Raw genomic sequence first — 20,089 nt, forward strand, 5'->3', positions numbered from 1 at the left:
CTCCTAGCCCATGACTGTCCTGTTGTTAGATGAGCGGTGGCCCACGATGATTCCGATGGAGGCCATCGGAAAGCTTTATGGGCCGGCCCATTTCAGCGCCGAGGTGCCAGTCTCTGTTCGATGGAACTTTGGCGAGTACCTCAACGGGGAGGATGCCACAGGCCGTGGGGTCTTGGTGAGCACGCAGGCCCAGGACGCAGACGTTAAAGAGCGTATTGCAGCCGGAGAGCAGGTTTTCGAAGCTCCGTCGCGCAAGGATCCGATCTTCTTGGCGCAGCAGGTGATGGCGCAGGCCTGCCAGCTGGGGGAGTGGGAGCAATCCCAGACCCACGCCACGTTGATTCCTTATCTGCGGGAGGAGTCAGAGGAGTTCATCGATGCCATTGAGCAGGGCTCTGGCGACGAAGAACTCTGCAAAGAGCTGGGGGACGTATTCCTCCAGGTCCTCTTCCACGCGGAGATTGCCAGCCGCCGCGGCGCTTTCGCGCTTGACGACGTCGCCTCCTCCTTCATCACCAAACTCCGCTCCCGCGCCCCTTATCTTTTTGACGGAACCGCGCAGCTAGTGCCCCAAGAAGAGCAGGAGGCGCTGTGGGCCAAAGGCAAAGAGCGCGAAGCGTAGCTAGCTAGCCAGCTAGCTACGTGCTTGGCGAGTCTCGTTCTACTTGAGGATATCGGCGAGGAGGGCCAGATCGGCGAGCTGGGACGATGCTTGTGCGGAGAGCGGGGAATCAAATCCGGGGATGGTCGGGTCCGGCTTGACGAGGCCACACTCGAGCGCGCGATCCGCCGTGCCGTGCGCGTATTGGGCGCTGACAAGATTGACGTAGATATTCTTGCGATCTTCCGGGGTGAGACCGCGCAGGTTTTTAATCAGCTGCGTGCGGGTGGTGGACTCCGTTAGAACCTTGCCGCCGGTGCGCTTATTGAGCTCGTTGAGCACGAACCCCAGAGTCCTACAATCGGTCTTCTTGATGCCGTCTACGATGGCCGAGTTGAGTGCAGCGGCATTAGCGGCAGGCTGTGCTGAAGCGGCTGGGGCGGCGATACCAGTTAGTGCGGCGGCGGCGATGAGTGCTGCGCCAAAGCGACGAAGAGACATGAGATTCCTTTACTCAGTAGCTAGTAATAGCGGATGAGATAGTGAGAGCGGCTGAATAATGACAGCTTAAGCACAGGAGTATAGCGACAGAAAGCAACTTATGTGGCTCAAGTTAAATGGTGTGACATAACCGGCGCTCGGTAGTGGCAGTCCTGCTGCCGATCTGGGAGTAATCTGCGCAGTTGCTGGGGTGGGGACTGTGGATAGGGGACTTGAGTCAATCCTTGGGTAAGCTTCTTCCTCATGACACGAAGACTGCGCAGAATTGGGGGATGCGGTATCGGTGTCGTTCTAGTGGTGATCGTCATCATCTCGCTCGTGGGATGGGTGCTCTCATTTTTGGGCAAGCCCCCCGCTTTCGATGAGCTGGCTCCCGTCCCACAATCCATGCCGCCGGAACCTGGTGCAGAAGTTCCCGCCATAGACGTTAACTCTGGCGGCCGTACCGCAGACAAGCTGACTTTTTGGGCCGAAGATCTTTCGGCACAGACGGAGATTGAGCCCCAAGCCCTGCGCGCTTATGGCAACGCGGAGCTTGTTGCCCGCGAGCGTTTTCCCAATTGCCACATTCGCTGGAATACTATTGCCGGTCTGGCCTATGTGGAAACTCGCCACGGTACGTACAACGGAAACTGGTTCAAGCCGTCGAAGCTGGATGAAAACGGATACCCGGATCCTCCGATTGTCGGAATCGCTTTGGACGGTACCAATAACACCGCGAAGATCCCCGATACAGACAATGGCACCATCGACGGCGACTCCGAGCATGATCGCGCGGTAGGCCCGCTGCAGTTTTTACCTCAATCCTGGGAGCAAGTAGGCGCGGACGGCAATGGTGATGGCGTTGCCGATCCCAACCAAATCGACGACGCAGCGTTAGGTGCGGCGGCGCTTTTGTGCTTTGGTGACCGCGATCTCTCCATCGAAGAAGGCTGGAAAGCTGGCGTCCTAAACTATAACCAATCCCTCGACTACCTGCGAAAGGTTCAATCCGCGGCCAACTCCTATTCCATCCCGCAGCGCGCAACCTCCTAGATTTCTCTCCAGTCGGCGTCACGGAATCGGGTTTTCTGGAACAATTAGTTAAAGGTGCTTGAGGGCTTTCCTCAACACATCTACGAACTAGAATCGGCTCAATAGGAGTAGAAACAGCATGGCTGACATCATCCACGTTTTCGGACGCGAAATTCTTGATTCCCGCGGCAACCCGACCGTAGAGGCAGAGGTCTTCCTAGATGACGGAGCGCACGGCGAGGCCGGCGTCCCGTCCGGCGCCTCCACCGGCGTCCACGAGGCCCACGAGCTGCGTGACGGAGGTGACCGCTACCTCGGTAAGGGCGTGCTGCAGGCCGTCGAGAACATCAACGAAGAAATCGCGGACAAGATCGCCGGCTTCGAGGCGGATGACCAGCGTCTCTTGGACGAGGCACTCATCGCGCTAGATGGCACGGAGAACAAGTCTCGCCTCGGTGCCAACGCCATTCTTGGCGTGTCCATCGCTACCGCTAAGGCCGCCGCCGAGTCGGCCGGTCTTCCCCTCTACCGCTACCTCGGTGGCCCGAATGCCCACGTGCTTCCGGTGCCGATGATGAACATCGTCAACGGTGGCGCTCACGCAGACTCCGGCGTTGACGTCCAGGAGTTCATGATTGCTCCTATCGGCGCTGAGACCTTCTCCGAGGCACTGCGCATGGGCGCGGAAATCTACCACGCCCTCAAGTCCGTCATCAAGGGCAAGGGCCTGTCCACCGGTCTGGGTGATGAGGGCGGCTTCGCCCCCGAGGCCGAGTCCACCAAGGCAGCACTCGAGCTCATCATGGAGGCCATCGAGAAGGCCGGCTACGAGCCGGGCAAGGACGTCGGACTGGCCCTCGACGTTGCTTCTTCCGAGTTCTACAAGGACGGCAAGTACCACTTCGAGGGCGGCGAGCACACCGCTGAAGAGATGGCACACGTCTACGAGGAGCTCCTGACCGAGTTCCCGATCGTCTCCATCGAGGATCCCTTGCAGGAAGATGACTGGGAGGGCTACACCAAGCTGACCGCAGCCATCGGTGACAAGGTGCAGATCGTCGGCGATGACTTCTTCGTCACCAACCCCGCCCGTTTGGCAGAGGGCATTGAGAAGAAGGCCGCAAACGCACTACTGGTCAAGGTCAACCAGATCGGCACCCTGACTGAGACCTTCGACGCCGTGGAGATGGCACACCGTGCCGGCTACCACACCATGATGTCCCACCGTTCCGGTGAGACCGCTGATACCTTCATTGCTGACCTCGCAGTTGCCCTCAACTGTGGCCAGATCAAGACTGGTGCGCCTGCTCGCTCTGAGCGCGTGGCCAAGTACAACCAGTTGCTGCGCATTGAGCAGGAGCTCGGTGATGCGGCTGTATATGCGGGTCGTTCCGCTTTCCCGCGCTTCAACGGCTAATTAGCTAGAGAGCAAAACAGCTCAACAGCTCAACCGTTCAACGCTGCCGGACTTGGATCCCTCTTGCAGGAGGGGTTGAAGGCCGGCATTCGTTGTTTTAGCTGCTTAGAGCGTCTCAGAAAGTTTTATCCTGCTCCTCTCGCGCCGCTTCGCGCCACGGGCCTAGGTGGCGGCTACTATGGGAACCCATGGCACGCAAGACAGACAGCGAGAAAAAGCGCCGGACTACGGTTCCGGTAGTCTCCCGCACCGCGAAAGAGCACACCTCTTCTGCCCGTCGTGCAGTGCAGCCCCAGGCAGCCAAGATGACTATCGTTGGCGTGGGAATCATCATCTCAATAGTGGTCATCGTCTTGCTGACTATCGCTGTGCCTTTGCGTAACTACTACCATGGGCGCTCTGAAATCGCCCGCCTCAATGAGTCAATCGCAGCCAAGCAAGCCGAGAAGGACTACCTCCTCACCGAGATTGATCGCTACCGCTCCGATGAGTATGTGGAACAGGAAGCACGTCGGCGCTTTGGTGTCGTGGCCCAAGGTGAGACCGCCTACCGGATCATGGATCCGCAGATGACCCCAGGGCATACCGTTACCACGGACCGTAGTGCAGAAAGCGATGACCGTTCCTGGTACGAGGTGCTCTGGGATTCTGTGGCCGAGCCACCGAAGGATGCGGAGAAGATGAACTCAGATGTGGATCCTGGCCAACTGCCCACCGAGGATAATGTCGCTCCTGCCGAAGAATCGGACGTTCCTGACAGCGGGGTCGGTGCCGCCGTCAACGAGGGTGCGAACACCGCGGGTTAGGCCGCAACCTGCCAAAAGGCTCTCCGAGCGTGGGCGCGTGAGACAATGGTGCCTATGACTGTCAACGATGCAGACCTATCCATAGTCAGCAAGCAGCTGGGCCGTGAGCCGCGCGGCGTCCTCGACATTGCTTTCCGTACCCCGGATGGACAACCCGCGGTTATTAAGACGGCGCCGAAGCTGCCGGATGGGACGCCTTTTCCCACGCTGTACTACCTCACTGACCCACGTCTGACCGCGGAGGCCTCACGCCTCGAAGTCGCCCATGTCATGAAGTGGATGGAGGGCCGCCTAGCCCAAGACGAGGCTCTGGCGGCGGACTACCTAGCCGCCCATGAGCACTTCTTGGCTAAGCGCAACGAGATCGAGGACCTCGGCACCACCTTCTCCGGTGGGGGAATGCCTGATCGCGTCAAGTGTCTCCACGTTCTCATCGCCTACGCACTGGCTGAAGGCCCCCAGCACTTTCGCCTCGGCACGGAGGCGGTCGCCTTCGCCGCGGACCACGGTAAGCTGCGTGGGACGGCCATCCCGCAGGACTGGCCCACGTTGGAGGAGCTGGGCATTGATCTTCAACAGTTCGATTTCTCTAACGCCGAATAAGAAGGTTTCGCGGTAGCCAGCGCGGCCCGTGAGAAAGGAATACTAGAACTTATGACTCGAGTGGCAGCCGTCGACTGCGGGACCAACTCCATCCGCCTCCTCATCTCCGAGGCGCAGCCGGATGGCAAAGTTCGTGACATCCTGCGTGTCATGGAAATTGTGCGTCTTGGCCAAGGTGTCGACGCCACAGGGGAGTTCGACCCCGCGGCTCTCGAGCGCACGCGTGTGGCGCTGAGCGGCTTCGTCCAGCAGATGAAGTTCGAGAACGTCGAGCGTGTGCGCATGGTGGCCACCTCCGCCACTCGAGATGTGAAGAACCATCAGGAGTTCTTCAACATGACCGCGGAGTTGCTCGGGGAGATTCAACCGGGAGCTCAGGCGGAAGTGATTTCGGGCGAGGAAGAAGCCATGTTGTCCTTCACCGGTGCCGTGGCGGATCTCTCGGCTGAGCGCGGGCCCTTTTGCGTCATTGACCTAGGAGGTGGATCCACGGAGTTTATCGTCGGAACCATCGACGGGGAGATTATGGGTTCACATTCGGCCCAGCTGGGCTGTGTTCGCCTTACCGAGCGGATCATGCGCTCGGACCCGCCCACTCCCGCTGAGATTGAGATCGCTTCCGAGTACGTGGCTGAGCGCACCGCCGAAGTCGAGAAGATCGTGCCTATCGACAAGGCCAAGACCTTCGTCGGATGTGCGGGCACCTTCACCACCCTCTCCGCCCTAGCTCAAGGTCTCGAGCGCTACGACGCCGACGCTATCCACGGCTCCGAGCTTCGCTTCGCCGCGCTGCGGGTGCTGGCGAAGCAGATACTCAAGGTTCCCTCCGATGTTCGCGCACTCAACCCAGTCATCCACCCCGGCCGCGCCGATGTCATCGGCGGCGGGGCAGTAGCGGTTGAAGGCATCATCGACATGATTGAACGTAACTCCTCGGCGCGCTCGTTCTTCATTAGTGAGAAGGACATCCTCGACGGAATCATCGCCGGTCTGGCTGAGGAACTGACCTAAGCCCACCCGATTTATGGGCGGCCTTCATCATCGCATAGAATCGAAGTCGCCCTTTTGGCCCCCATAGCCCAATCGGCAGAGGCAGTTGACTTAAAATCAATTCAGTCTGGGTTCGAGTCCCAGTGGGGGCACTTTGTGAAGTCTCGAGACATCGTTCCTACTTGATGTCTCGAGACTTTTGCGATCCACGTGGAGGCCAATCGGGGCGTTCCGGAAGTCTTGGCGGTGGCGCGTCGGGGTCTTTCTTAGGGGTGATGCTTTCTGGCGTCCTGGGCGTGCTGCGTTGCAATCGAGATGCTTCGATATTCGGGCTTGTGATGGCGCAAGTATGTCACGGAACCAGACATCGCTGGGGAGACTCTTGTGAAAGGCAGTCTCAGCACTGGCTCGTCCGGGGCAGAGGAAGCTACGGGCTATTTTCCGGTGTTTGTCCAGCAAATCCCTTGTTTGCTTATGGGTTTAGCGGAGAAGTTTTCAGAACTTCCCTTTAGCTTTATTTCTATGAGCACATCAAATACCCTTTTCGAGGGCCGACCGCTCGCCCGCCCTTCCGAAGATATTGAGGACCAGGGACTCAGTTTCGACGTCCGAACCGTTCTTTCTCGCCGCCGCATTCTCGGTGTACTGGGGGTCGGTGCCGGTTCAATGGCGCTGGCTGCCTGTGCTCCCTCCTCCAAGACGGAGACGGCGGCGTCGCAAAGCACGACTTCACCAAGCGTGCAAGCCACCGAAGACCTTGTGGAGCTGAACACGGAGACCGCCGGCCCCTATCCGGGCGATGGTTCCAATGGCCCGGATGTGTTGGAAGCCTCTGGCATTGAGCGCCGCGATCTCACCCAATCGATCGACGGCAACGGGAGTGCCACCGGAACCCCCATGACCCTCACAATGAATCTCATCGACATCGCGAAGGATAATTGTCCGCTGGTGGGGGCCGCGGTTTACGTCTGGCACTGCAATGGCAAAGGCGAGTACTCCATGTACTCGGAAGGCGTCACCGAGCAGACCTGGCTGCGTGGCGTGCAGATCACCGACTCCAACGGACAAGTCAGCTTCGATAGCATTGTCCCCGGTTGCTACACGGGGCGCTGGCCGCATATCCACTTCGAGGTCTTTCCCTCGATAAATGACATCACCGATTCCACCAACAGCGTCCTGACCTCGCAGATCGTAGTGCCGGAGGAGGTGTGCAGCCCAGTATATGAAGGCGCGGACTACGTGGGCTCGAGCGATAACCTCGCGCGTATCACGCTGGCGACCGACAACGTGTTCTCAGATGGATGGCAGGCGCAAACACCCACCGTGAGCGGCGATGCCTCGCGTGGCTACGCTCTAGGAATCGATGTTCCGGTGGACCCGACCACCAAGTCCGAGGCCTCCGGCGCACCGATGGGTGGTGGCGGCCAAGGCGGTCCCGGCGCACCTGACGGCGGCACTCCTCCGCAAGGGGAGTTTCCTGGTGGGCCCCCGCTTGGCGAAGGCCCGTCAACACCAGATCGTGCACAGTAAACGCAAAAAGTTTCCACAAGTGGGAACTAACTGTCTGCCAGGAGCGTTGAAAGGGGTGAGCATAATTTAATACTGCTATCTTCATAAACTTCAATTGCGAAAGGAATCGGGATTCCATTGCGCTCTAGCAACCCGGTAATGAACTCTTTGACCAAGTCTGAAGCCCAAGCGGGATACGCTCCTTCGGGCTACGGAAACTCCTACGAGCAGCCACCTCATCTTAATGAACGTCCCATGACGGTCGATGATGTTGTGACCAAGACGGGCATCTCCTTGGCCGTCATCATCGCTTTCGCCGTGGTCAACTTCGCAATCGGCATGTTTGTCAGCACCCCTGCGGCTCTCGGCCTGACGCTCGTCGGCGCTCTGGGCGGTTTCATTACCGTCTTGGTAGCTACCTTTGGCAAGAAGTGGGCTTCTGCTCCTGTTACCCTTACGTACTCGGTCTTTGAGGGCCTTTTTGTTGGTGGCTTCTCCTTCGTCTTTGCCAACATGCAGTTCCAGGGCAGCAACGGCATGGCTCTCATCGGCCAGGCGCTGATGGGTACCGTCGGCGTATTCCTCGGAATGCTGTTTGTTTATAAGACTGGCGCGGTCAAGGTGACGCCGAAGTTCAACAAGATCATGTTCGGCCTCATCGCCGGCGTTGCAGTCTTGGCCTTGGGCAACCTGCTCCTCGCCGTGTTCACCGGAATGAGCCCGCTGCGTGATGGCGGCATGCTGGCAATCATCTTCTCGCTGGTGTGTATTGTCCTGGCTGCAATGAGCTTCCTCACGGACTTTGATCAAGCTGACCGCATGATTCGCGCTGGTGTACCGGCCAAGAACGCTTGGGGCGTAGCGCTCGGCCTATCCGTTACCTTGGTCTGGCTCTACACGGAGATCCTCCGCCTCCTGAGCTACTTCCAGCAGCGCTAATAACTAGCCTTTACAACCGAAAGACCCTCACGGCAAAGTTCGTGAGGGTCTTTCGTGCTCTCTCTAATCCCAACGTCCGAAACAGACACTGCGCCTATTTACAACTTTGTAATTATGGGGTGGAAATGGGGGATTAAGCAATGCTTAAGGTCTACCTAACTTCCACAGGCGTCCCGAATGAGATTTACAGCCAATAAACAGGTACTTTCTGCCCCTAAGTGAATAGCCGCCGGCTTAAATCCGCCGCATCCTCACCTCAAAATCACCATCCGGGAGGCTTTCGGCGCGACAAAAGCCCCCGCCTGGTGCAAGATTCTTTTCGAGAGCACTCGTCAGGAAGCGGTTGGGGCAATCCTTTCTGAAAGATCTCTCGAGTTAAAGCGTCACTGTTTAGGGGCAGAGGAGCACAATGTTTCGATGGGGAGCCACCGTTATAGCCTGTCTTGGTCTGGCGACCATGACGGGCTGCGGTTTGGGTATCGAGGGGGAGTCACCGGAAGTCTCGTTTAAGTCCAAAGCGGAGGAACGCGGGGCAGAAGGTGAAACTCACTCGGGAAAACCGGGGGGACCCAGCGGCTCGGGGGACCACGAGACAGGTGCTCAGCTTTCGGGGGATACGCTCAAAAGCAGTGATGAAGGAACGGGCGGTGGTGGCAGCAGCTCGGGGGAGCAAGCCACCACCGCCCGCGAGGGGAACACCGAAACCACAGGGGTGCTTCCCAAACCAGGCCCCTTCGACCCGACAGCTCCGGGGTTTGAGCTTTTTGATCCTTGTTCAGAACAGGTTGCAAACAAGCTAAGCGTTCTCGGCTTCAATAGGGCGAGAGCAAGTCCACTCATCGAGTCCGGGTTTAGGATGTGTACATTTGTCGACCATCGAGATGGAGAACTAGGGATATCGTCTGACGCCGAGAACCTAGGAAAGCCGGAGGAAGATGGTGAGAGATTCTTGTACACGCGGTCCGTAAACGGAGCAAGTCTGCATTACTATCGTGGGACCCTTTTTGTGGACGAAGTATGCGAGGTCCAATGGGATTCCGAGAACGGGATGCTATCAGTTTCGCTACTCGTGGATAACAAAGGTGTCTCCCATTCAGACATTTGTGATGATGTTGGACGCATCGTTAGGCAATTACTTGATTTATAAAACCGGGGGAAAAATGTACTTGAATCAGAACAGCTTGAATGGAAACAGAGTTCAGCTAGAGCGCCTAACCAGAAAAATGGAGAGCTTGACGGCATCGGCTCAGAGCCCTATCGACCGGAGTTTTTCTCGAGTTAGAGGAGTCGACGAGGTTGGGGCCATCCATGAGCGGGTGATTGCGACTGATCCGGGGTCGGCGCAGAACTCGTTGCGTGGGTTTGCGCGTCAGTTGGAGTGGTTGACGCGGACGTTGTCGGCGGATGCGCAGGGCTTTGAACAACAAGAGTCTGCGAACGATCGGGCGATATCCATTGCGGATGCTGGTGGATACGTGGGGGTGGAGACAATTCCGGTGCTCAATCAGCCAGAGCCGGGCTATAGCCCGTTTGGGTTTAACATGCCTATCGTAGATGTCGGCACTGACCTTAAGGGTCTGGCATTCGATTTGATGGCGACGAAAATCTGGGACGTATCCGAGGCAAATTCGCGATGGAAAGCGCTTTCGGAAGAGGTGCAGTCCATTATCGATGGGTTGGAGAGCGCGGCTGAGTCATTGGAATCCGAGAACAACAGTGACGCCACGGCGGCAGCGGCGCAGAAGATCCGAGAGGTGGCATCTTCCGGCGAGCACTTTGTTTCTAACGCGGCGGTGATGCGGGAGAAGCTCTTCACTTTCCATTCCAAGCTCATGTTCGCACCGACGATAGCTATGGCATTGGCTGGGGCGGCGGAGAGCATCCCTGATCCGGTGGCCAAAGAGGTCGCGAAGAAGGCCGGACTTGCCAAGATGCAGGTGCAATTGCAAGAAGATGTCGTGGCGGCCATGCCGTTTCAGAACGCGCTCATGGAAGCGGCACCGGCAAGCGGTGGTGGAAGCATCACCGCAGGTTTAGGTGGTATCGATGGAGACGGAAGCCGTTACAACACAGCGGGGGTTGCATGGCCGAAAGCCGTGGCGGAGGCCTTGGCCGATGGGCGCCTAGGTCCGGGCTCGCTGCAGGTGGTTGACGGAGAGATAAGCGGTCTTGAACAAGTAGGGATGAGCGAGGCGGAGATCGCGAAGTTTCATGACAGCCTCCGGCATAGTGGAAGGCAGATGCTGACGGAGCTCGGATTCGGTGATGCCTTGCCCGCAATCGATGCTAGCCACGTCGCCACGGCGGGAGCCCAAGCCGCGGGAGCGTCCCAGATGAACCTGCCGGGTGCAGGAGCGGCTTCGCTAACCGCGGGGCAGCCGGGGACACTAGGAGCGGCAGGGATGCCTGTGGGTGCGGGGCTGGGGGTAGGAGCGGCGTCGTCAAGCAATAGTGTGGGCGCACCCTTGCCAGTTATGTCGGGCGCGTCGGCCGGTGCCGGACGCGGCGCAATGGGAGTGCGAGGGCTTGGCGGCCTTGGTGCTGGTGCTGGTGTCGGCGGAATGAGTGCAGGCGCGGGGATGAACGCCGGTGCCGGCGGAGGCGGAATTGCGGCGCCACCATCCGGGCATGTGGCGGGTGCGGGAACGCGCGCAGGCGGGGTGGGCAGCGGTGCACAGGGACGAGGAATGGCGCCGGTTATGGCCGGACACGGGCGTGGCGCGCAGGAGAAATCGCGACGGGTTAAGTCGGTGACTAGTCAGGTTGAACGCGACCCCAACCGCCGTGCGTTGCTGGGTGAGAGCCGGGCAGTGGTGCCGGGAGTAATTGGGGATTGGGTGCGCAACGATCCTAGCTAGATAAACAAAGGCACCTTGCAGCTTTGTGGCTGCAAGGTGCCTTTGTTTTGACTCTAGGTACGCGAACCCGGAGCGGGAGTTGGCTACGTTTGGCTACTGAGCCGGCGCCATCGAGGTAGTGCTAACGCCTGCTACGCCCGTCTCAAGGGCGGTCTGGCCTTCCTGGGTGGCATAAGGGGACTCGATGCCAAGCTCGCCCTCGGTGCCGGGGATGGCGGTAGGAGTTACCGCAGTAGAGGAGTGCTCCGCGTGATCGGGGGCGGTGCCGGTGTAGGTCGATGCATTATCGATCTTCTCGGAGGTGGAGTCCTGCTGGTTCGGAGGGTGGCAAGCAGCGAGGCTGAGGCCCGCGGCGAATATGAGACCGGCAGTGGCGATACGGGAGAACTTCTTCATGGGGTGAATGCTCTTTCTCAAGTAAGCGGTTAAAAAGAAGACGATAGTTAGGATTCGCGGGGCGTGGCGGCCTTAGCGGAATCATAAGGTGCAGCGGACTCCACGGTTACGGAGATGGTCTTGCCGTTGGGAGCGGTGTACTCACGGGTCTCACCCTCCTGCGCGCCGATGAGGGCGGAGCCTAAGGGGGACTGCTCGGAGTAGGTTTCCAGGTCCTTGTTATCGGAAGCCGCAGCGCGGGTACCGATGAGGAAGGTCTCCTTGGCATCCTTGTCACCGTTGTAATAAACGTGGACGACGGAGCCGATATGGGCTACGCCTTCCTGAACAGCGGTGCGCTCCGTGGTGGAGTTGGCGAGAAGCTCGGAGATCTGCTTGATGCGGGCCTCTTCTTGATCCTGCATCTCACGGGCGGCATCGTAGCCGGCGTTCTCTTTCAGGTCGCCTTCTTCGCGGCGCTCATTGATTTCCGCAGCAACGACCGGACGGTGATCGATGAGGACCTGCAGCTCGGAATCGAGCTTGGCCTTGGTTTCCGGGGTAATGTACTGCTTCTGCTGCTCAGCCATAGTGCAACCTTCCGTTGGGACGAAGAAAATGTACGCGGCCCTGCCCGCTGCCTGTCTGGTGGCAGCGGCGGGGCCTCATCGAGTTGGGGGGACGTGCGCTATATCCAGTGAACAAGCACTGGGGAAACAACGAGTCCTAAGCGCTACAAATACTAGCACACGGGGCTAGCTGCTTTCCGCGTACTGCGGGTTGTCCATGTCAAGGTAGGCAGGGACGGCGCCGGAGCAACCATAAGCCCCGCCGGCCACGGCGCGCGCGCTGGTAGGAATATCGACTGCCACGCGCATGGCTTCCTCGCCACCGGCTGGAACCGGGAACTCCCGGCGTCCCACTTCAGCCTTGGAATAGTCGAAGGCCTGGACAATGCAGTAGGCATCCTGATCGAGGTGATTGCGGGTGACATCCACCCATACGCGGATCGAGCTATCGGAGGTGATGTCGTGCGTCACGTAGGACAAGCTGGCGTTAACCTTTTCCCGGGATTGGAAATACTGCACGCTGTAGAAGACGAGGACGACAAACATGGCGGCGAAGACTAAGACGATGGCCTTGCTGCCGAGGCCCAAGCCGCGCTTTTCGGGGTGCTGTGCGGAACCATAACGAGAAGCAGGACGGAGGGGGCCAGGCGAAGTCATGAGGATTAGTCTAGTCGAGCCCTTCTAAAACGGAACTATCTACTAGACTGGACGCTTATCAAAGCAGCTAGCATAGAGGGGTTGGAAGAATCAGTGAGCGGATTGCGCCTGTTAGCTATCCACGCACACCCGGATGATGAGTCCTCAAAGGGTGCTGCCACCACCGCCAAGTACGCCGCCGAGGGCGTCGAGGTTCTCGTTCTTACCTGTACCGGTGGAGAGCGCGGCGATATTATCAACCCGGCCATGGATCGTCCGGGCGTCAAAGAGAACATGAAGAGCATCCGCCATGAGGAAATGGCTGCTGCGGTCAAGGCTTTGGGTGTGAAGCACCGTTGGCTCGGCCACATTGATTCTGGTCTTCCGGATCCGGATCCGGAGGGCAGTCCGATGCGTGAGCTGCTGCCGGAAGGGTGCTTCGCGCTCATCCCCGATGATGAGGTCGCACAGGAATTGGTCCAGGTTATTCGGGAGTTCCGTCCTCACGTCATCGTCACCTATGACGAAAACGGCGGGTATCCACACCCTGATCACCTCATGGTTCACCGTGCCTCCATGATCGCGTGGGAAAAGGCTGGGGATCCCACTTATCACCCCGAGCTGGGTCAGCCTTGGGAACCGAAAAAGCTTTATTACTCGCACGGTTTCGTATTCCAGCGTATGAAGATGTTCCATGATCTCCTGGTTAAGGAGGGAAAGCCCAGTCCTTATGCGCCCATGATGGAGCGTTGGGAGAAGGGCTTCGGGGATATCATGGCGCGCGTGACCACCCAGGTCGAGTGCGCAGACTACTTCCCCAACCGGGAGGCCGCGTTGCGCGCACATGCTACTCAGATTGACCCCGCAGGAGCCTTCTTAGCCACTCCGGTTGAGGTTCAGCAGCGCCTGTGGCCCACCGAGGAATTCGAGCTGGCGCGCACCCGCGTTTCCACGTCTTTGCCGGAGGATGATTTATTTGCGGGTATCGATGAAGTAGAGGAAACTTAAAGCCATGAGTGCAATTGATTCAATGATATGGGCGGCGTCGCAGGCGCATGTGAGCGTCCTCGCCCAGGCAGCCCAGCAGGGGCCTATGGGGCCGGAGTTTGGTAAGGCCTCTCCCATCGGGTTGTTGGTGCTGGTACTCATGGCAGCCGTTGTCCTCTTCGCCGGTTGGAACTTTCACCGCCGCTATTCCCGCTTCCGCAGGCGGACGCTTTTCGCCCAGAATCACGGCATTGATCCCTTCGATGATGCTGCCATCGACGCGGCAATGCAGGAAGCCGGTATTTACGATCGCCGTAAGCGCTCGCTCCTCTAATTAGTAATTTAGGCTAACAATCGTGAAGTTCCTGCAGCAATTGCTTTACCCGGCGTACGAGGCGCGTTTGGCCCGGTCCATCAAGGGCAAGCCCCAGCCTAAGCATGTAGCCATCATGGCCGATGGCAATCGCCGCTGGGCTCGTGAGGCTGGTTTTACAGACATCAGCCACGGGCACCGCCAAGGCGCGAAGAAGATCGGCGAGATGATTTCCTGGTGCGCCGACACAGACATCGAGGTGGTAACCATCTACCTCTTGTCCACCGAGAATCTCCAGCGCAGCACCAAGGAAGTGGAGCTGCTCTTCGACATCATTTCTGACGTGGTCACCCATCTTTCACAGGGGGAGCTGGATTGTCAGATTCGCCTCGTCGGGCACCTCGACCTCTTGCCTCCGGAGATCACCGCGAAGATGCAGGCTGCTGCGCAGAGTACGAAGGACCACAACGGGGTCATAGTCAACATTGCGGTTGGGTACGGCGGGCGCCAAGAAATCGTCGACGCCGTGCAGACACTCATCCGCAGCGAGGCTGCCAAGGGGACCTCGGCGGAGGATATCGCCAAGCTTGTCGACGTAGACTTGATCACCGAACACCTTTACACCAAGGGTTTGCCTGATCCGGACCTGGTTATCCGCACCTCAGGGGAGCAGCGCCTGTCCGGATTCTTGCTTTGGCAGGCGGCTTATTCCGAGATCTGGTTTACGGATACCTACTGGCCGGCTTTCCGGCGCGTTGACTTTCTGCGGGCTTTGCGGGACTACTCCCAGCGTTCCCGCCGCTTTGGCAAGTAGCGCAGTGGCTCTCTAGAGCTTGCGCATGCGGACTTGTTCGACCAAGTGATGCGAGCCCTTGCGTAGAACTAGGGAGGCGCGTACCCGGGTGGGCAGGATATTCTCCACCAGGTTGGGCAGGTTGATGGATTGCCAGATTTCGCGAGCTTGGGCGAAGGCCTCTTCATCATCCATGTCGGCGAAGGAAGCGAAGTGCGCGCCCGGTTCGCGGAATGCGGTGTGGCGAAGCTTGAGGAAGCGCTCGATGTACCAAGTCTCAATGTCGTCGACGCGGGCGTCGACGTAGACGGAGAAGTCGAAGAGATCAGAGACCATGAGCGTCGGCCCCGTCTGGAGGACATTGAGTCCCTCCAGGATGAGGATGTCAGGCTGGCGCACCACTTGGTAGTCATCCGGAACGATGTCATAGGAAATATGCGAGTAGAGCGGCGCTTTAACCTCGGCCTTCCCGGATTTCACATCGGTGACGAAGCGCATGAGGGCGCGGCGATCGTAGGACTCCGGGAAGCCCTTGCGCTGCATGAGCCCGCGCTCCTTGAGCGTCACCGTCGGATAAAGGAAGCCATCCGTGGTAATGAGGTCGACCTTGGGGTGGCTTTCCCAGCGCTGTAGCAGGACCTGGAGAAGGCGGGCGGTGGTGGACTTGCCGACGGCGACCGAACCTGCCACACCAATGACAAAGGGCACGTGGGTGGGAGGGTTTCCCAAGAAAGATTCCGTGGCAGCGGTCAGCCTTTGGCGCGCGGCGACCTGCATGTGAATGAGGCGCGAGAGCGGCAAGTAGACCTCTGCTACCTCGTTGAGGTCGATGCGGTCACCGATTCCAGAGAGCTCCTCGACCTCTCTGGCAGTAAGCACCTGGGGCATCGAGTTACGTAAATTTCGCCAGGTATCACGATCGAAATCGAGGTAGGGGCTGGAGTCGGTGATTCTCGCCATCTGCTTATTGTGGCATTGCCTGAATGGAATATCAGCCAACGTGGCCGGAATTCGGCTGGGATTGGTTAGTATATAAACCGGCCATCAATCCTTGTATAGATAAGGGGACTTTTGTTTCCATGACTTCCCATAACTCCAACGACGTGCGTTACAGTGAGCTGCGCGATCTTGACCCCGATGTATTCGAGGCCATCAACGGCGAGATTTCCCGCCAGCGCGACACCCTGGAAATGATCGCCTCGGAGAACTTCGTTCCCCGCGCAGTCCTGCAGGCGCAGGGCTCGGTGCTGACCAACAAGTACGCTGAGGGTTACCCCGGCCGCCGCTATTACGGCGGCTGTGAGTTCGTCGACGTGATCGAGGATCTGGCTAGGGATCGCGCCAAGGCCCTCTTTGGAGCAGAATTCGCCAACGTTCAGCCCCACTCCGGCGCGCAGGCAAATGCGGCGGTGCTTTCCGCGCTGGCCAACCCTGGTGACAAGATCCTCGGGCTTTCCTTGGCCCACGGCGGTCACCTCACACACGGCATGAAGCTCAACTTCTCCGGAAAGCTTTACGATGTCGCTGCCTACGAGGTCGATCCGGAGACCATGCAGATCGACATGGACAAGCTGCGCGAGCAGGCCATCGCCGAGAAGCCCAAGGTCATCATCGCCGGCTGGTCGGCATACCCGCGCACCCTTGACTTCGCCGCCTTCCGTTCCATCGCTGATGAGGTCGGGGCCTACCTGTGGGTAGACATGGCACACTTCGCAGGACTCGTTGCTGCGGGCCTGCATCCCTCTCCCGTGCCCTATGCCGATGTCGTTTCCACCACGGTCCATAAGACCTTGGGCGGACCACGCTCGGGCCTTATCTTGGCCAAGCAGGAGTTTGCTAAGAAGATCAATTCCGCGGTGTTCCCCGGTCAGCAGGGCGGTCCGCTCATGCACGTGGTGGCTGCTAAGGCTATCGCGCTCAAGATTGCTGCGAGCGAAGAGTTCAAGAAGCGTCAGGAGCGCACGCTAGAAGGTGCGCGTATCTTGGCTGAGCGCTTGACCGCAGCGGATACCAAGGCCGCAGGCGTAGATGTTCTCACCGGCGGAACCGATGTTCACCTCGTCTTGGCGGATCTGCGCAATTCGGAACTCGATGGTCAGCAGGCTGAAGATCTGCTCCACGAGGTGGGTATCACGGTCAACCGCAATGCGGTGCCTAATGATCCCCGTCCCCCGATGGTGACCTCCGGCCTGCGCATTGGTACTCCTGCGCTGGCTACTCGCGGTCTCGACGCCGCTGCCTTTAGCGAGGTCGCCGACATTATCGGCACGGCCCTCGCGGCGGGCAAGAACGCTGACGTGGCTGCCTTGCGTGCCCGCGTTGCCAAGGTCACCGAGCAGTTCCCGCTCTATGAGGGCTTGGAAGACTGGAAGCTGGTTTAAGCTTCCGGCTCAGGGCGAGGGGACTTCTCCTCGCCCTCGCGTGCTTCCGCATGGGCGGTGCGCGCTTGGCGCAGCCACTCGGGCTGGTCCTGCAAAAGGGCAGTAATCTCCGCAGTGGTCAGCGGGCGGTCGAGCTCGTTCTTCTTCAGCGCGGTCACGGAAATACCCAGCTTCTGCGCCACGACCGGGCGCGGGTGCGGCCCCGTCCGGCGCAGCTCCGCCAGCCACTCCGGACGATTTGTCTGCAGCTCGCGCAGCTGCGCGTGAGTAACCGCGGTGTTTTGGAACTCTTCGGGGGCGGCGGGCAGGTAAATGCCGAGTTTCTTCGCCGCGGTTTGCGCGCGCATGGCGGTGCCGGATGGTTGCGTATTTGAATCAGTCACGCTGCCTACCGTAGCACCTCCAGTACTATAAGCTGCATGCTTTACGTTGCCTTCGCCACTGGAACAGAACCCGGGAAGTGGTTCACTCGCTTTCGAGAGAATACCGCTCACGGTGGTCTTGAGACGGCCGCGGCCGATGACGCGCTCGCGGAAGTCCTAGCCGGCCATGCTGACGTGGCGATAGCACGCATACCCCGCGAGGGGGGAGACTCGCGGGTCGGTGAAGGCTTTCATCAGGTGTTCCTTTATGAAGAGGCCCCCGGCGTTGCGGTGCCGAAGGATTCAATTTACGCCGAGATGGGGGAGGACGTCGCCAAGCAGGATCTTGCCGGGGAGATCATCAACTATCGCCTCGGGGACGATGGCGCCGTGGACGTGGCGGCCGTGCGGGCCGGACTGCAGGTGGTCGGCGCGAACGTCGGCATCGTTATTGCGCCGCGTCCGTTGCTCAAAGTTTTGAGCAAGAAGCAGGTCAAGCCCTTGGGTCTGAACGATCCGGAGGTGCCGCGCACCGCGATTGTCCTGATTTGGCCCAAGGACAAGGACGGCGATGCCATCCAGGACTTCGTCGGCATTACCAAGGGACGCACCGCACACTCCTCGCGGCAGGAGAAGCCGAAGCGCTCGGCGCGAGAAAAGGCGCAGCGGCGGGCAAAGGTGGCGCAGCCCCCCTCGCCTCGCACTGCCAGCAAGCGGGGGCGACGTCGCTGAGGGCAGGGCGGGTTTTCTAAGAATTCATCTTCCACCCATGTAATTTCCACCTCGGGCTTCTACTTTGGGCCTTAGCCGAGTGGGTGGCGGCGCGCTGCAGCGTCGCCTTTGCACAAGGCTCCGGAAGATTCCACTACGCTTTTCCGCTCGGCACGCGCCGGTGCTTATCAGCTACTAGGTGCGTTGTGGGGTGGAGATTACTAAGGGAGAACCCTGCCACCATGACCCAGCCAAAAGTACTTTATCGGCCACAGCGCGAAGACCGAGTAGCCACCACAACCTTCGTCATCGACACCTCGGTATTGCTCTCAGATCCGTGGGCGTTGAAGAAGTTCGCGGAGCACGAGGTGGTCCTGCCCATCGTCGTCATCTCCGAATTGGAAGCAAAACGTCATCACCCAGAGCTTGGCTGGTTCGCCCGCCAGGCGCTTCGCTTTTTGGAGGACTTGCGGTCCACCTATGATGCGCTCGACCAGCCGGTTCCAGTCAACCTCGATGGTGGCACGCTGCGCGTCGAACTCAACCACCAGGATCAGTCGCTGCTGCCCGAGGCCTTCCGCGGTTCCGGAGGAGACCAGCGCATCTTGGCTTGCGCCCTCAACCTCGCTCGCGAAGGAAAAGATACGGTGCTCGTGACCAAGGATGTACCGCTGCGCGTCAAAGCAGGGGCAGTGGGGCTGAGCGCGGATGAGTACCACGCTCAGGATGTCGTGCTTACCGGTTACACAGGCACGGCGACGGCCTTCGTCTCCCCGGCAGACATCGACGAGCTATTCCGGGACGGAGAGGTAAACCTGGATGAGGTCGTGACCACCACTGACATCCGCATCTGCGACCTTCCCGTTCACTGCGGTATTACGCTGAACGCCAGTGGGCAATCTGCTTTAGGGCGCGTGACTGCGGAAGGGACCGTGCGCTTGGTGCACGGGGACACTAGCGCTTTTGGGCTGCGTGGGCGTTCTGCGGAGCAACGCCTCGCTCTAGATCTCCTCATGGATCCGGAGGTAGGCATTGTCTCCATCGGCGGGCGGGCAGGAACCGGAAAGTCGGCCTTGGCCCTGTGCGCAGGGCTGGAGGCGGTGCTCGAGCGCGGGGAGCACCGCAAGATAATCGTCTTTCGGCCCATGTACGCCGTGGGTGGCCAGGACCTGGGCTACCTGCCCGGCAGCGAGGCGGAGAAAATGAACCCCTGGGCGCAGGCGGTCTACGACACGCTCGACGGATTGGTGTCGAGCAACGTCATGGAGGAAGTCCTTGACCGCGGGCTCATCGAGGTCCTGCCCCTAACGCACATTCGTGGGCGATCTTTGCACGATGCCTTCGTCATCATCGATGAGGCGCAGTCTTTAGAGCGTAACGTGCTGCTCACGGTCTTGTCGCGGCTTGGCCGTGGCTCGCGCGTGGTGCTCACGCACGACGTCGCCCAGCGCGATAACCTGCGCGTTGGCCGCCACGATGGGGTACAGGCCGTCATCGAAAAGCTCAAAGGGCACGAGCTTTTTGCACACGTCACCCTGCAGCGTTCTGAGCGCTCCCGGATTGCGGAACTGGTCACGGATCTCCTCGAAGGGGATTGCTAGAGGTCTAGGTACTTCGTGCTGATGGCCGGGGAAATTGCGACTTGGGCATTCTCGCGATTAGGATACGGGTCTTTCCCCAATTATCAGTCGCAATTTTGAAGATTGTGTAGCCGAATGAGACGG

At 59.4% G+C, this 20,089-nt stretch carries 22 protein-coding genes and 1 tRNA gene; 17 read left to right on the forward strand and 6 right to left on the reverse strand.

Features of this window, described 5'->3' with window-relative positions:
* The first annotated feature begins 10 nt into the window (after positions 1-10).
* Entirely contained in the window at positions 11-622 is a 612-nt protein-coding gene (locus F4V60_RS04400) for a MazG nucleotide pyrophosphohydrolase domain-containing protein (RefSeq protein ID WP_075729507.1), read from the forward strand.
* A gap of 39 nt (positions 623-661) precedes the next feature.
* Here F4V60_RS04400 and F4V60_RS04405 read toward each other — a convergent pair whose 3' ends face one another.
* On the reverse strand, positions 662-1,102 hold the full coding sequence (locus F4V60_RS04405; RefSeq protein ID WP_075729508.1) for a hypothetical protein: 441 nt from the start codon (positions 1,100-1,102) through the stop codon (positions 662-664).
* A gap of 243 nt (positions 1,103-1,345) precedes the next feature.
* Between F4V60_RS04405 and F4V60_RS04410 the strand changes: the two genes are divergently transcribed.
* From F4V60_RS04410 to F4V60_RS12865, 10 genes are all read left to right on the forward strand, one after another.
* Positions 1,346-2,137, forward strand: coding sequence for a lysozyme family protein (locus tag F4V60_RS04410; protein ID WP_075729509.1), 792 nt, complete (start codon positions 1,346-1,348; stop codon positions 2,135-2,137).
* A gap of 118 nt (positions 2,138-2,255) precedes the next feature.
* On the forward strand, positions 2,256-3,533 hold the full coding sequence (gene eno / locus F4V60_RS04415) for a phosphopyruvate hydratase (RefSeq protein ID WP_075729510.1): 1,278 nt from the start codon (positions 2,256-2,258) through the stop codon (positions 3,531-3,533).
* Between the two features lie 188 nt (positions 3,534-3,721).
* Complete coding sequence (locus F4V60_RS04420) at positions 3,722-4,339, forward strand: septum formation initiator family protein (protein ID WP_075729511.1); 618 nt, start codon at positions 3,722-3,724, stop codon at positions 4,337-4,339.
* Positions 4,340-4,393: 54 nt separating this feature from the next.
* Positions 4,394-4,942, forward strand: coding sequence for a DUF501 domain-containing protein (locus F4V60_RS04425; protein WP_075729512.1), 549 nt, complete (start codon positions 4,394-4,396; stop codon positions 4,940-4,942).
* Positions 4,943-4,993: 51 nt separating this feature from the next.
* A complete protein-coding gene (locus tag F4V60_RS04430) occupies positions 4,994-5,953 on the forward strand; it encodes a Ppx/GppA phosphatase family protein (RefSeq protein WP_075729513.1) in 960 nt (319 codons plus the stop codon).
* A 57-nt stretch (positions 5,954-6,010) separates the two neighbouring features.
* Positions 6,011-6,084, forward strand: a tRNA-Leu gene (locus tag F4V60_RS04435).
* 370 nt (positions 6,085-6,454) lie between these two features.
* Positions 6,455-7,462 carry a dioxygenase family protein gene (locus tag F4V60_RS04440; protein WP_075731066.1) on the forward strand — a complete coding sequence of 336 codons (1,008 nt, stop codon included), beginning with the start codon at positions 6,455-6,457 and terminating at the stop codon, positions 7,460-7,462.
* A 117-nt stretch (positions 7,463-7,579) separates the two neighbouring features.
* On the forward strand, positions 7,580-8,380 hold the full coding sequence (locus F4V60_RS04445) for a Bax inhibitor-1/YccA family protein (protein WP_075729514.1): 801 nt from the start codon (positions 7,580-7,582) through the stop codon (positions 8,378-8,380).
* 457 nt (positions 8,381-8,837) lie between these two features.
* Positions 8,838-9,527 (forward strand): DUF3558 family protein, encoded by a 690-nt coding sequence (locus F4V60_RS12960; RefSeq protein WP_198154415.1) that lies wholly within the window; start codon positions 8,838-8,840, stop codon positions 9,525-9,527.
* Between the two features lie 76 nt (positions 9,528-9,603).
* Positions 9,604-11,238 carry a hypothetical protein gene (locus tag F4V60_RS12865; protein ID WP_373862531.1) on the forward strand — a complete coding sequence of 545 codons (1,635 nt, stop codon included), beginning with the start codon at positions 9,604-9,606 and terminating at the stop codon, positions 11,236-11,238.
* 93 nt (positions 11,239-11,331) lie between these two features.
* Here the strand turns inward: F4V60_RS12865 and F4V60_RS04460 are convergent, their stop codons facing one another.
* From F4V60_RS04460 to F4V60_RS04470, 3 genes are all read right to left on the reverse strand, one after another.
* Positions 11,332-11,634 (reverse strand): RodZ family helix-turn-helix domain-containing protein, encoded by a 303-nt coding sequence (locus F4V60_RS04460; RefSeq protein WP_075729516.1) that lies wholly within the window; start codon positions 11,632-11,634, stop codon positions 11,332-11,334.
* Positions 11,635-11,681: 47 nt separating this feature from the next.
* Positions 11,682-12,203: a transcription elongation factor GreA gene (gene greA, locus F4V60_RS04465; RefSeq protein ID WP_075729517.1), complete on the reverse strand. Its 522-nt coding sequence runs from the start codon at positions 12,201-12,203 to the stop codon at positions 11,682-11,684.
* A 165-nt stretch (positions 12,204-12,368) separates the two neighbouring features.
* On the reverse strand, positions 12,369-12,839 hold the full coding sequence (locus tag F4V60_RS04470) for a DUF4307 domain-containing protein (RefSeq protein ID WP_075729518.1): 471 nt from the start codon (positions 12,837-12,839) through the stop codon (positions 12,369-12,371).
* Positions 12,840-12,932: 93 nt separating this feature from the next.
* Between F4V60_RS04470 and mca the strand changes: the two genes are divergently transcribed.
* The 3 genes from mca to F4V60_RS04485 are packed head-to-tail and all read left to right on the forward strand — an operon-like array spanning position 12,933 to position 14,932.
* Positions 12,933-13,826, forward strand: coding sequence for a mycothiol conjugate amidase Mca (gene mca, locus F4V60_RS04475; RefSeq protein ID WP_075729519.1), 894 nt, complete (start codon positions 12,933-12,935; stop codon positions 13,824-13,826).
* Positions 13,827-13,830: 4 nt separating this feature from the next.
* Positions 13,831-14,139: a hypothetical protein gene (locus F4V60_RS04480; RefSeq protein WP_075729520.1), complete on the forward strand. Its 309-nt coding sequence runs from the start codon at positions 13,831-13,833 to the stop codon at positions 14,137-14,139.
* 22 nt (positions 14,140-14,161) lie between these two features.
* On the forward strand, positions 14,162-14,932 hold the full coding sequence (locus F4V60_RS04485; RefSeq protein WP_075729521.1) for an isoprenyl transferase: 771 nt from the start codon (positions 14,162-14,164) through the stop codon (positions 14,930-14,932).
* 12 nt (positions 14,933-14,944) lie between these two features.
* Here the strand turns inward: F4V60_RS04485 and coaA are convergent, their stop codons facing one another.
* Positions 14,945-15,871 (reverse strand): type I pantothenate kinase, encoded by a 927-nt coding sequence (coaA, locus tag F4V60_RS04490; RefSeq protein WP_075729522.1) that lies wholly within the window; start codon positions 15,869-15,871, stop codon positions 14,945-14,947.
* A 119-nt stretch (positions 15,872-15,990) separates the two neighbouring features.
* Here coaA and glyA point away from each other — a divergent pair, with 119 nt between their 5' ends.
* The gene (glyA, locus tag F4V60_RS04495; RefSeq protein WP_075729523.1) at positions 15,991-17,292 is read left to right on the forward strand and encodes a serine hydroxymethyltransferase; all 1,302 of its coding nucleotides are present in this window, start codon (positions 15,991-15,993) and stop codon (positions 17,290-17,292) included.
* Here the strand turns inward: glyA and F4V60_RS04500 are convergent.
* Positions 17,289-17,639 carry a DUF5997 family protein gene (locus tag F4V60_RS04500; RefSeq protein ID WP_232316007.1) on the reverse strand — a complete coding sequence of 117 codons (351 nt, stop codon included), beginning with the start codon at positions 17,637-17,639 and terminating at the stop codon, positions 17,289-17,291. The genes glyA and F4V60_RS04500 overlap by 4 nt on opposite strands.
* A gap of 72 nt (positions 17,640-17,711) precedes the next feature.
* On the opposite strand from F4V60_RS04500, the gene F4V60_RS04505 reads away from it, so the two are divergent.
* A complete protein-coding gene (locus F4V60_RS04505; protein ID WP_075729525.1) occupies positions 17,712-18,386 on the forward strand; it encodes a LysR family transcriptional regulator substrate-binding protein in 675 nt (224 codons plus the stop codon).
* 221 nt (positions 18,387-18,607) lie between these two features.
* Entirely contained in the window at positions 18,608-19,966 is a 1,359-nt protein-coding gene (gene phoH2 / locus F4V60_RS04510) for an RNA 5'-3' helicase PhoH2 (RefSeq protein WP_075729526.1), read from the forward strand.
* The last annotated feature ends 123 nt before the right edge of the window (positions 19,967-20,089 follow it).

This window comes from Corynebacterium flavescens, from assembly GCF_008693105.1.
GTDB classification, from domain to species: domain Bacteria; phylum Actinomycetota; class Actinomycetes; order Mycobacteriales; family Mycobacteriaceae; genus Corynebacterium; species Corynebacterium flavescens.

Coding starts and splice junctions, on each gene's coding strand:
- F4V60_RS04400 (WP_075729507.1), top strand. CDS start 11: ATGACTGTCCTGTTGTTAGATGAGCGGTGGCCCACGATGATTCCGATG.
- F4V60_RS04405 (WP_075729508.1), bottom strand. CDS start 1,102: ATGTCTCTTCGTCGCTTTGGCGCAGCACTCATCGCCGCCGCCGCACTA.
- F4V60_RS04410 (WP_075729509.1), top strand. CDS start 1,346: ATGACACGAAGACTGCGCAGAATTGGGGGATGCGGTATCGGTGTCGTT.
- eno (WP_075729510.1), top strand. CDS start 2,256: ATGGCTGACATCATCCACGTTTTCGGACGCGAAATTCTTGATTCCCGC.
- F4V60_RS04420 (WP_075729511.1), top strand. CDS start 3,722: ATGGCACGCAAGACAGACAGCGAGAAAAAGCGCCGGACTACGGTTCCG.
- F4V60_RS04425 (WP_075729512.1), top strand. CDS start 4,394: ATGACTGTCAACGATGCAGACCTATCCATAGTCAGCAAGCAGCTGGGC.
- F4V60_RS04430 (WP_075729513.1), top strand. CDS start 4,994: ATGACTCGAGTGGCAGCCGTCGACTGCGGGACCAACTCCATCCGCCTC.
- F4V60_RS04440 (WP_075731066.1), top strand. CDS start 6,455: ATGAGCACATCAAATACCCTTTTCGAGGGCCGACCGCTCGCCCGCCCT.
- F4V60_RS12960 (WP_198154415.1), top strand. CDS start 8,838: ATGACGGGCTGCGGTTTGGGTATCGAGGGGGAGTCACCGGAAGTCTCG.
- F4V60_RS12865 (WP_373862531.1), top strand. CDS start 9,604: ATGGAGAGCTTGACGGCATCGGCTCAGAGCCCTATCGACCGGAGTTTT.
- F4V60_RS04460 (WP_075729516.1), bottom strand. CDS start 11,634: ATGAAGAAGTTCTCCCGTATCGCCACTGCCGGTCTCATATTCGCCGCG.
- greA (WP_075729517.1), bottom strand. CDS start 12,203: ATGGCTGAGCAGCAGAAGCAGTACATTACCCCGGAAACCAAGGCCAAG.
- F4V60_RS04470 (WP_075729518.1), bottom strand. CDS start 12,839: ATGACTTCGCCTGGCCCCCTCCGTCCTGCTTCTCGTTATGGTTCCGCA.
- F4V60_RS04480 (WP_075729520.1), top strand. CDS start 13,831: ATGAGTGCAATTGATTCAATGATATGGGCGGCGTCGCAGGCGCATGTG.
- coaA (WP_075729522.1), bottom strand. CDS start 15,871: ATGGCGAGAATCACCGACTCCAGCCCCTACCTCGATTTCGATCGTGAT.
- glyA (WP_075729523.1), top strand. CDS start 15,991: ATGACTTCCCATAACTCCAACGACGTGCGTTACAGTGAGCTGCGCGAT.
- F4V60_RS04500 (WP_232316007.1), bottom strand. CDS start 17,639: ATGCGCGCGCAAACCGCGGCGAAGAAACTCGGCATTTACCTGCCCGCC.
- F4V60_RS04505 (WP_075729525.1), top strand. CDS start 17,712: ATGCTTTACGTTGCCTTCGCCACTGGAACAGAACCCGGGAAGTGGTTC.
- phoH2 (WP_075729526.1), top strand. CDS start 18,608: ATGACCCAGCCAAAAGTACTTTATCGGCCACAGCGCGAAGACCGAGTA.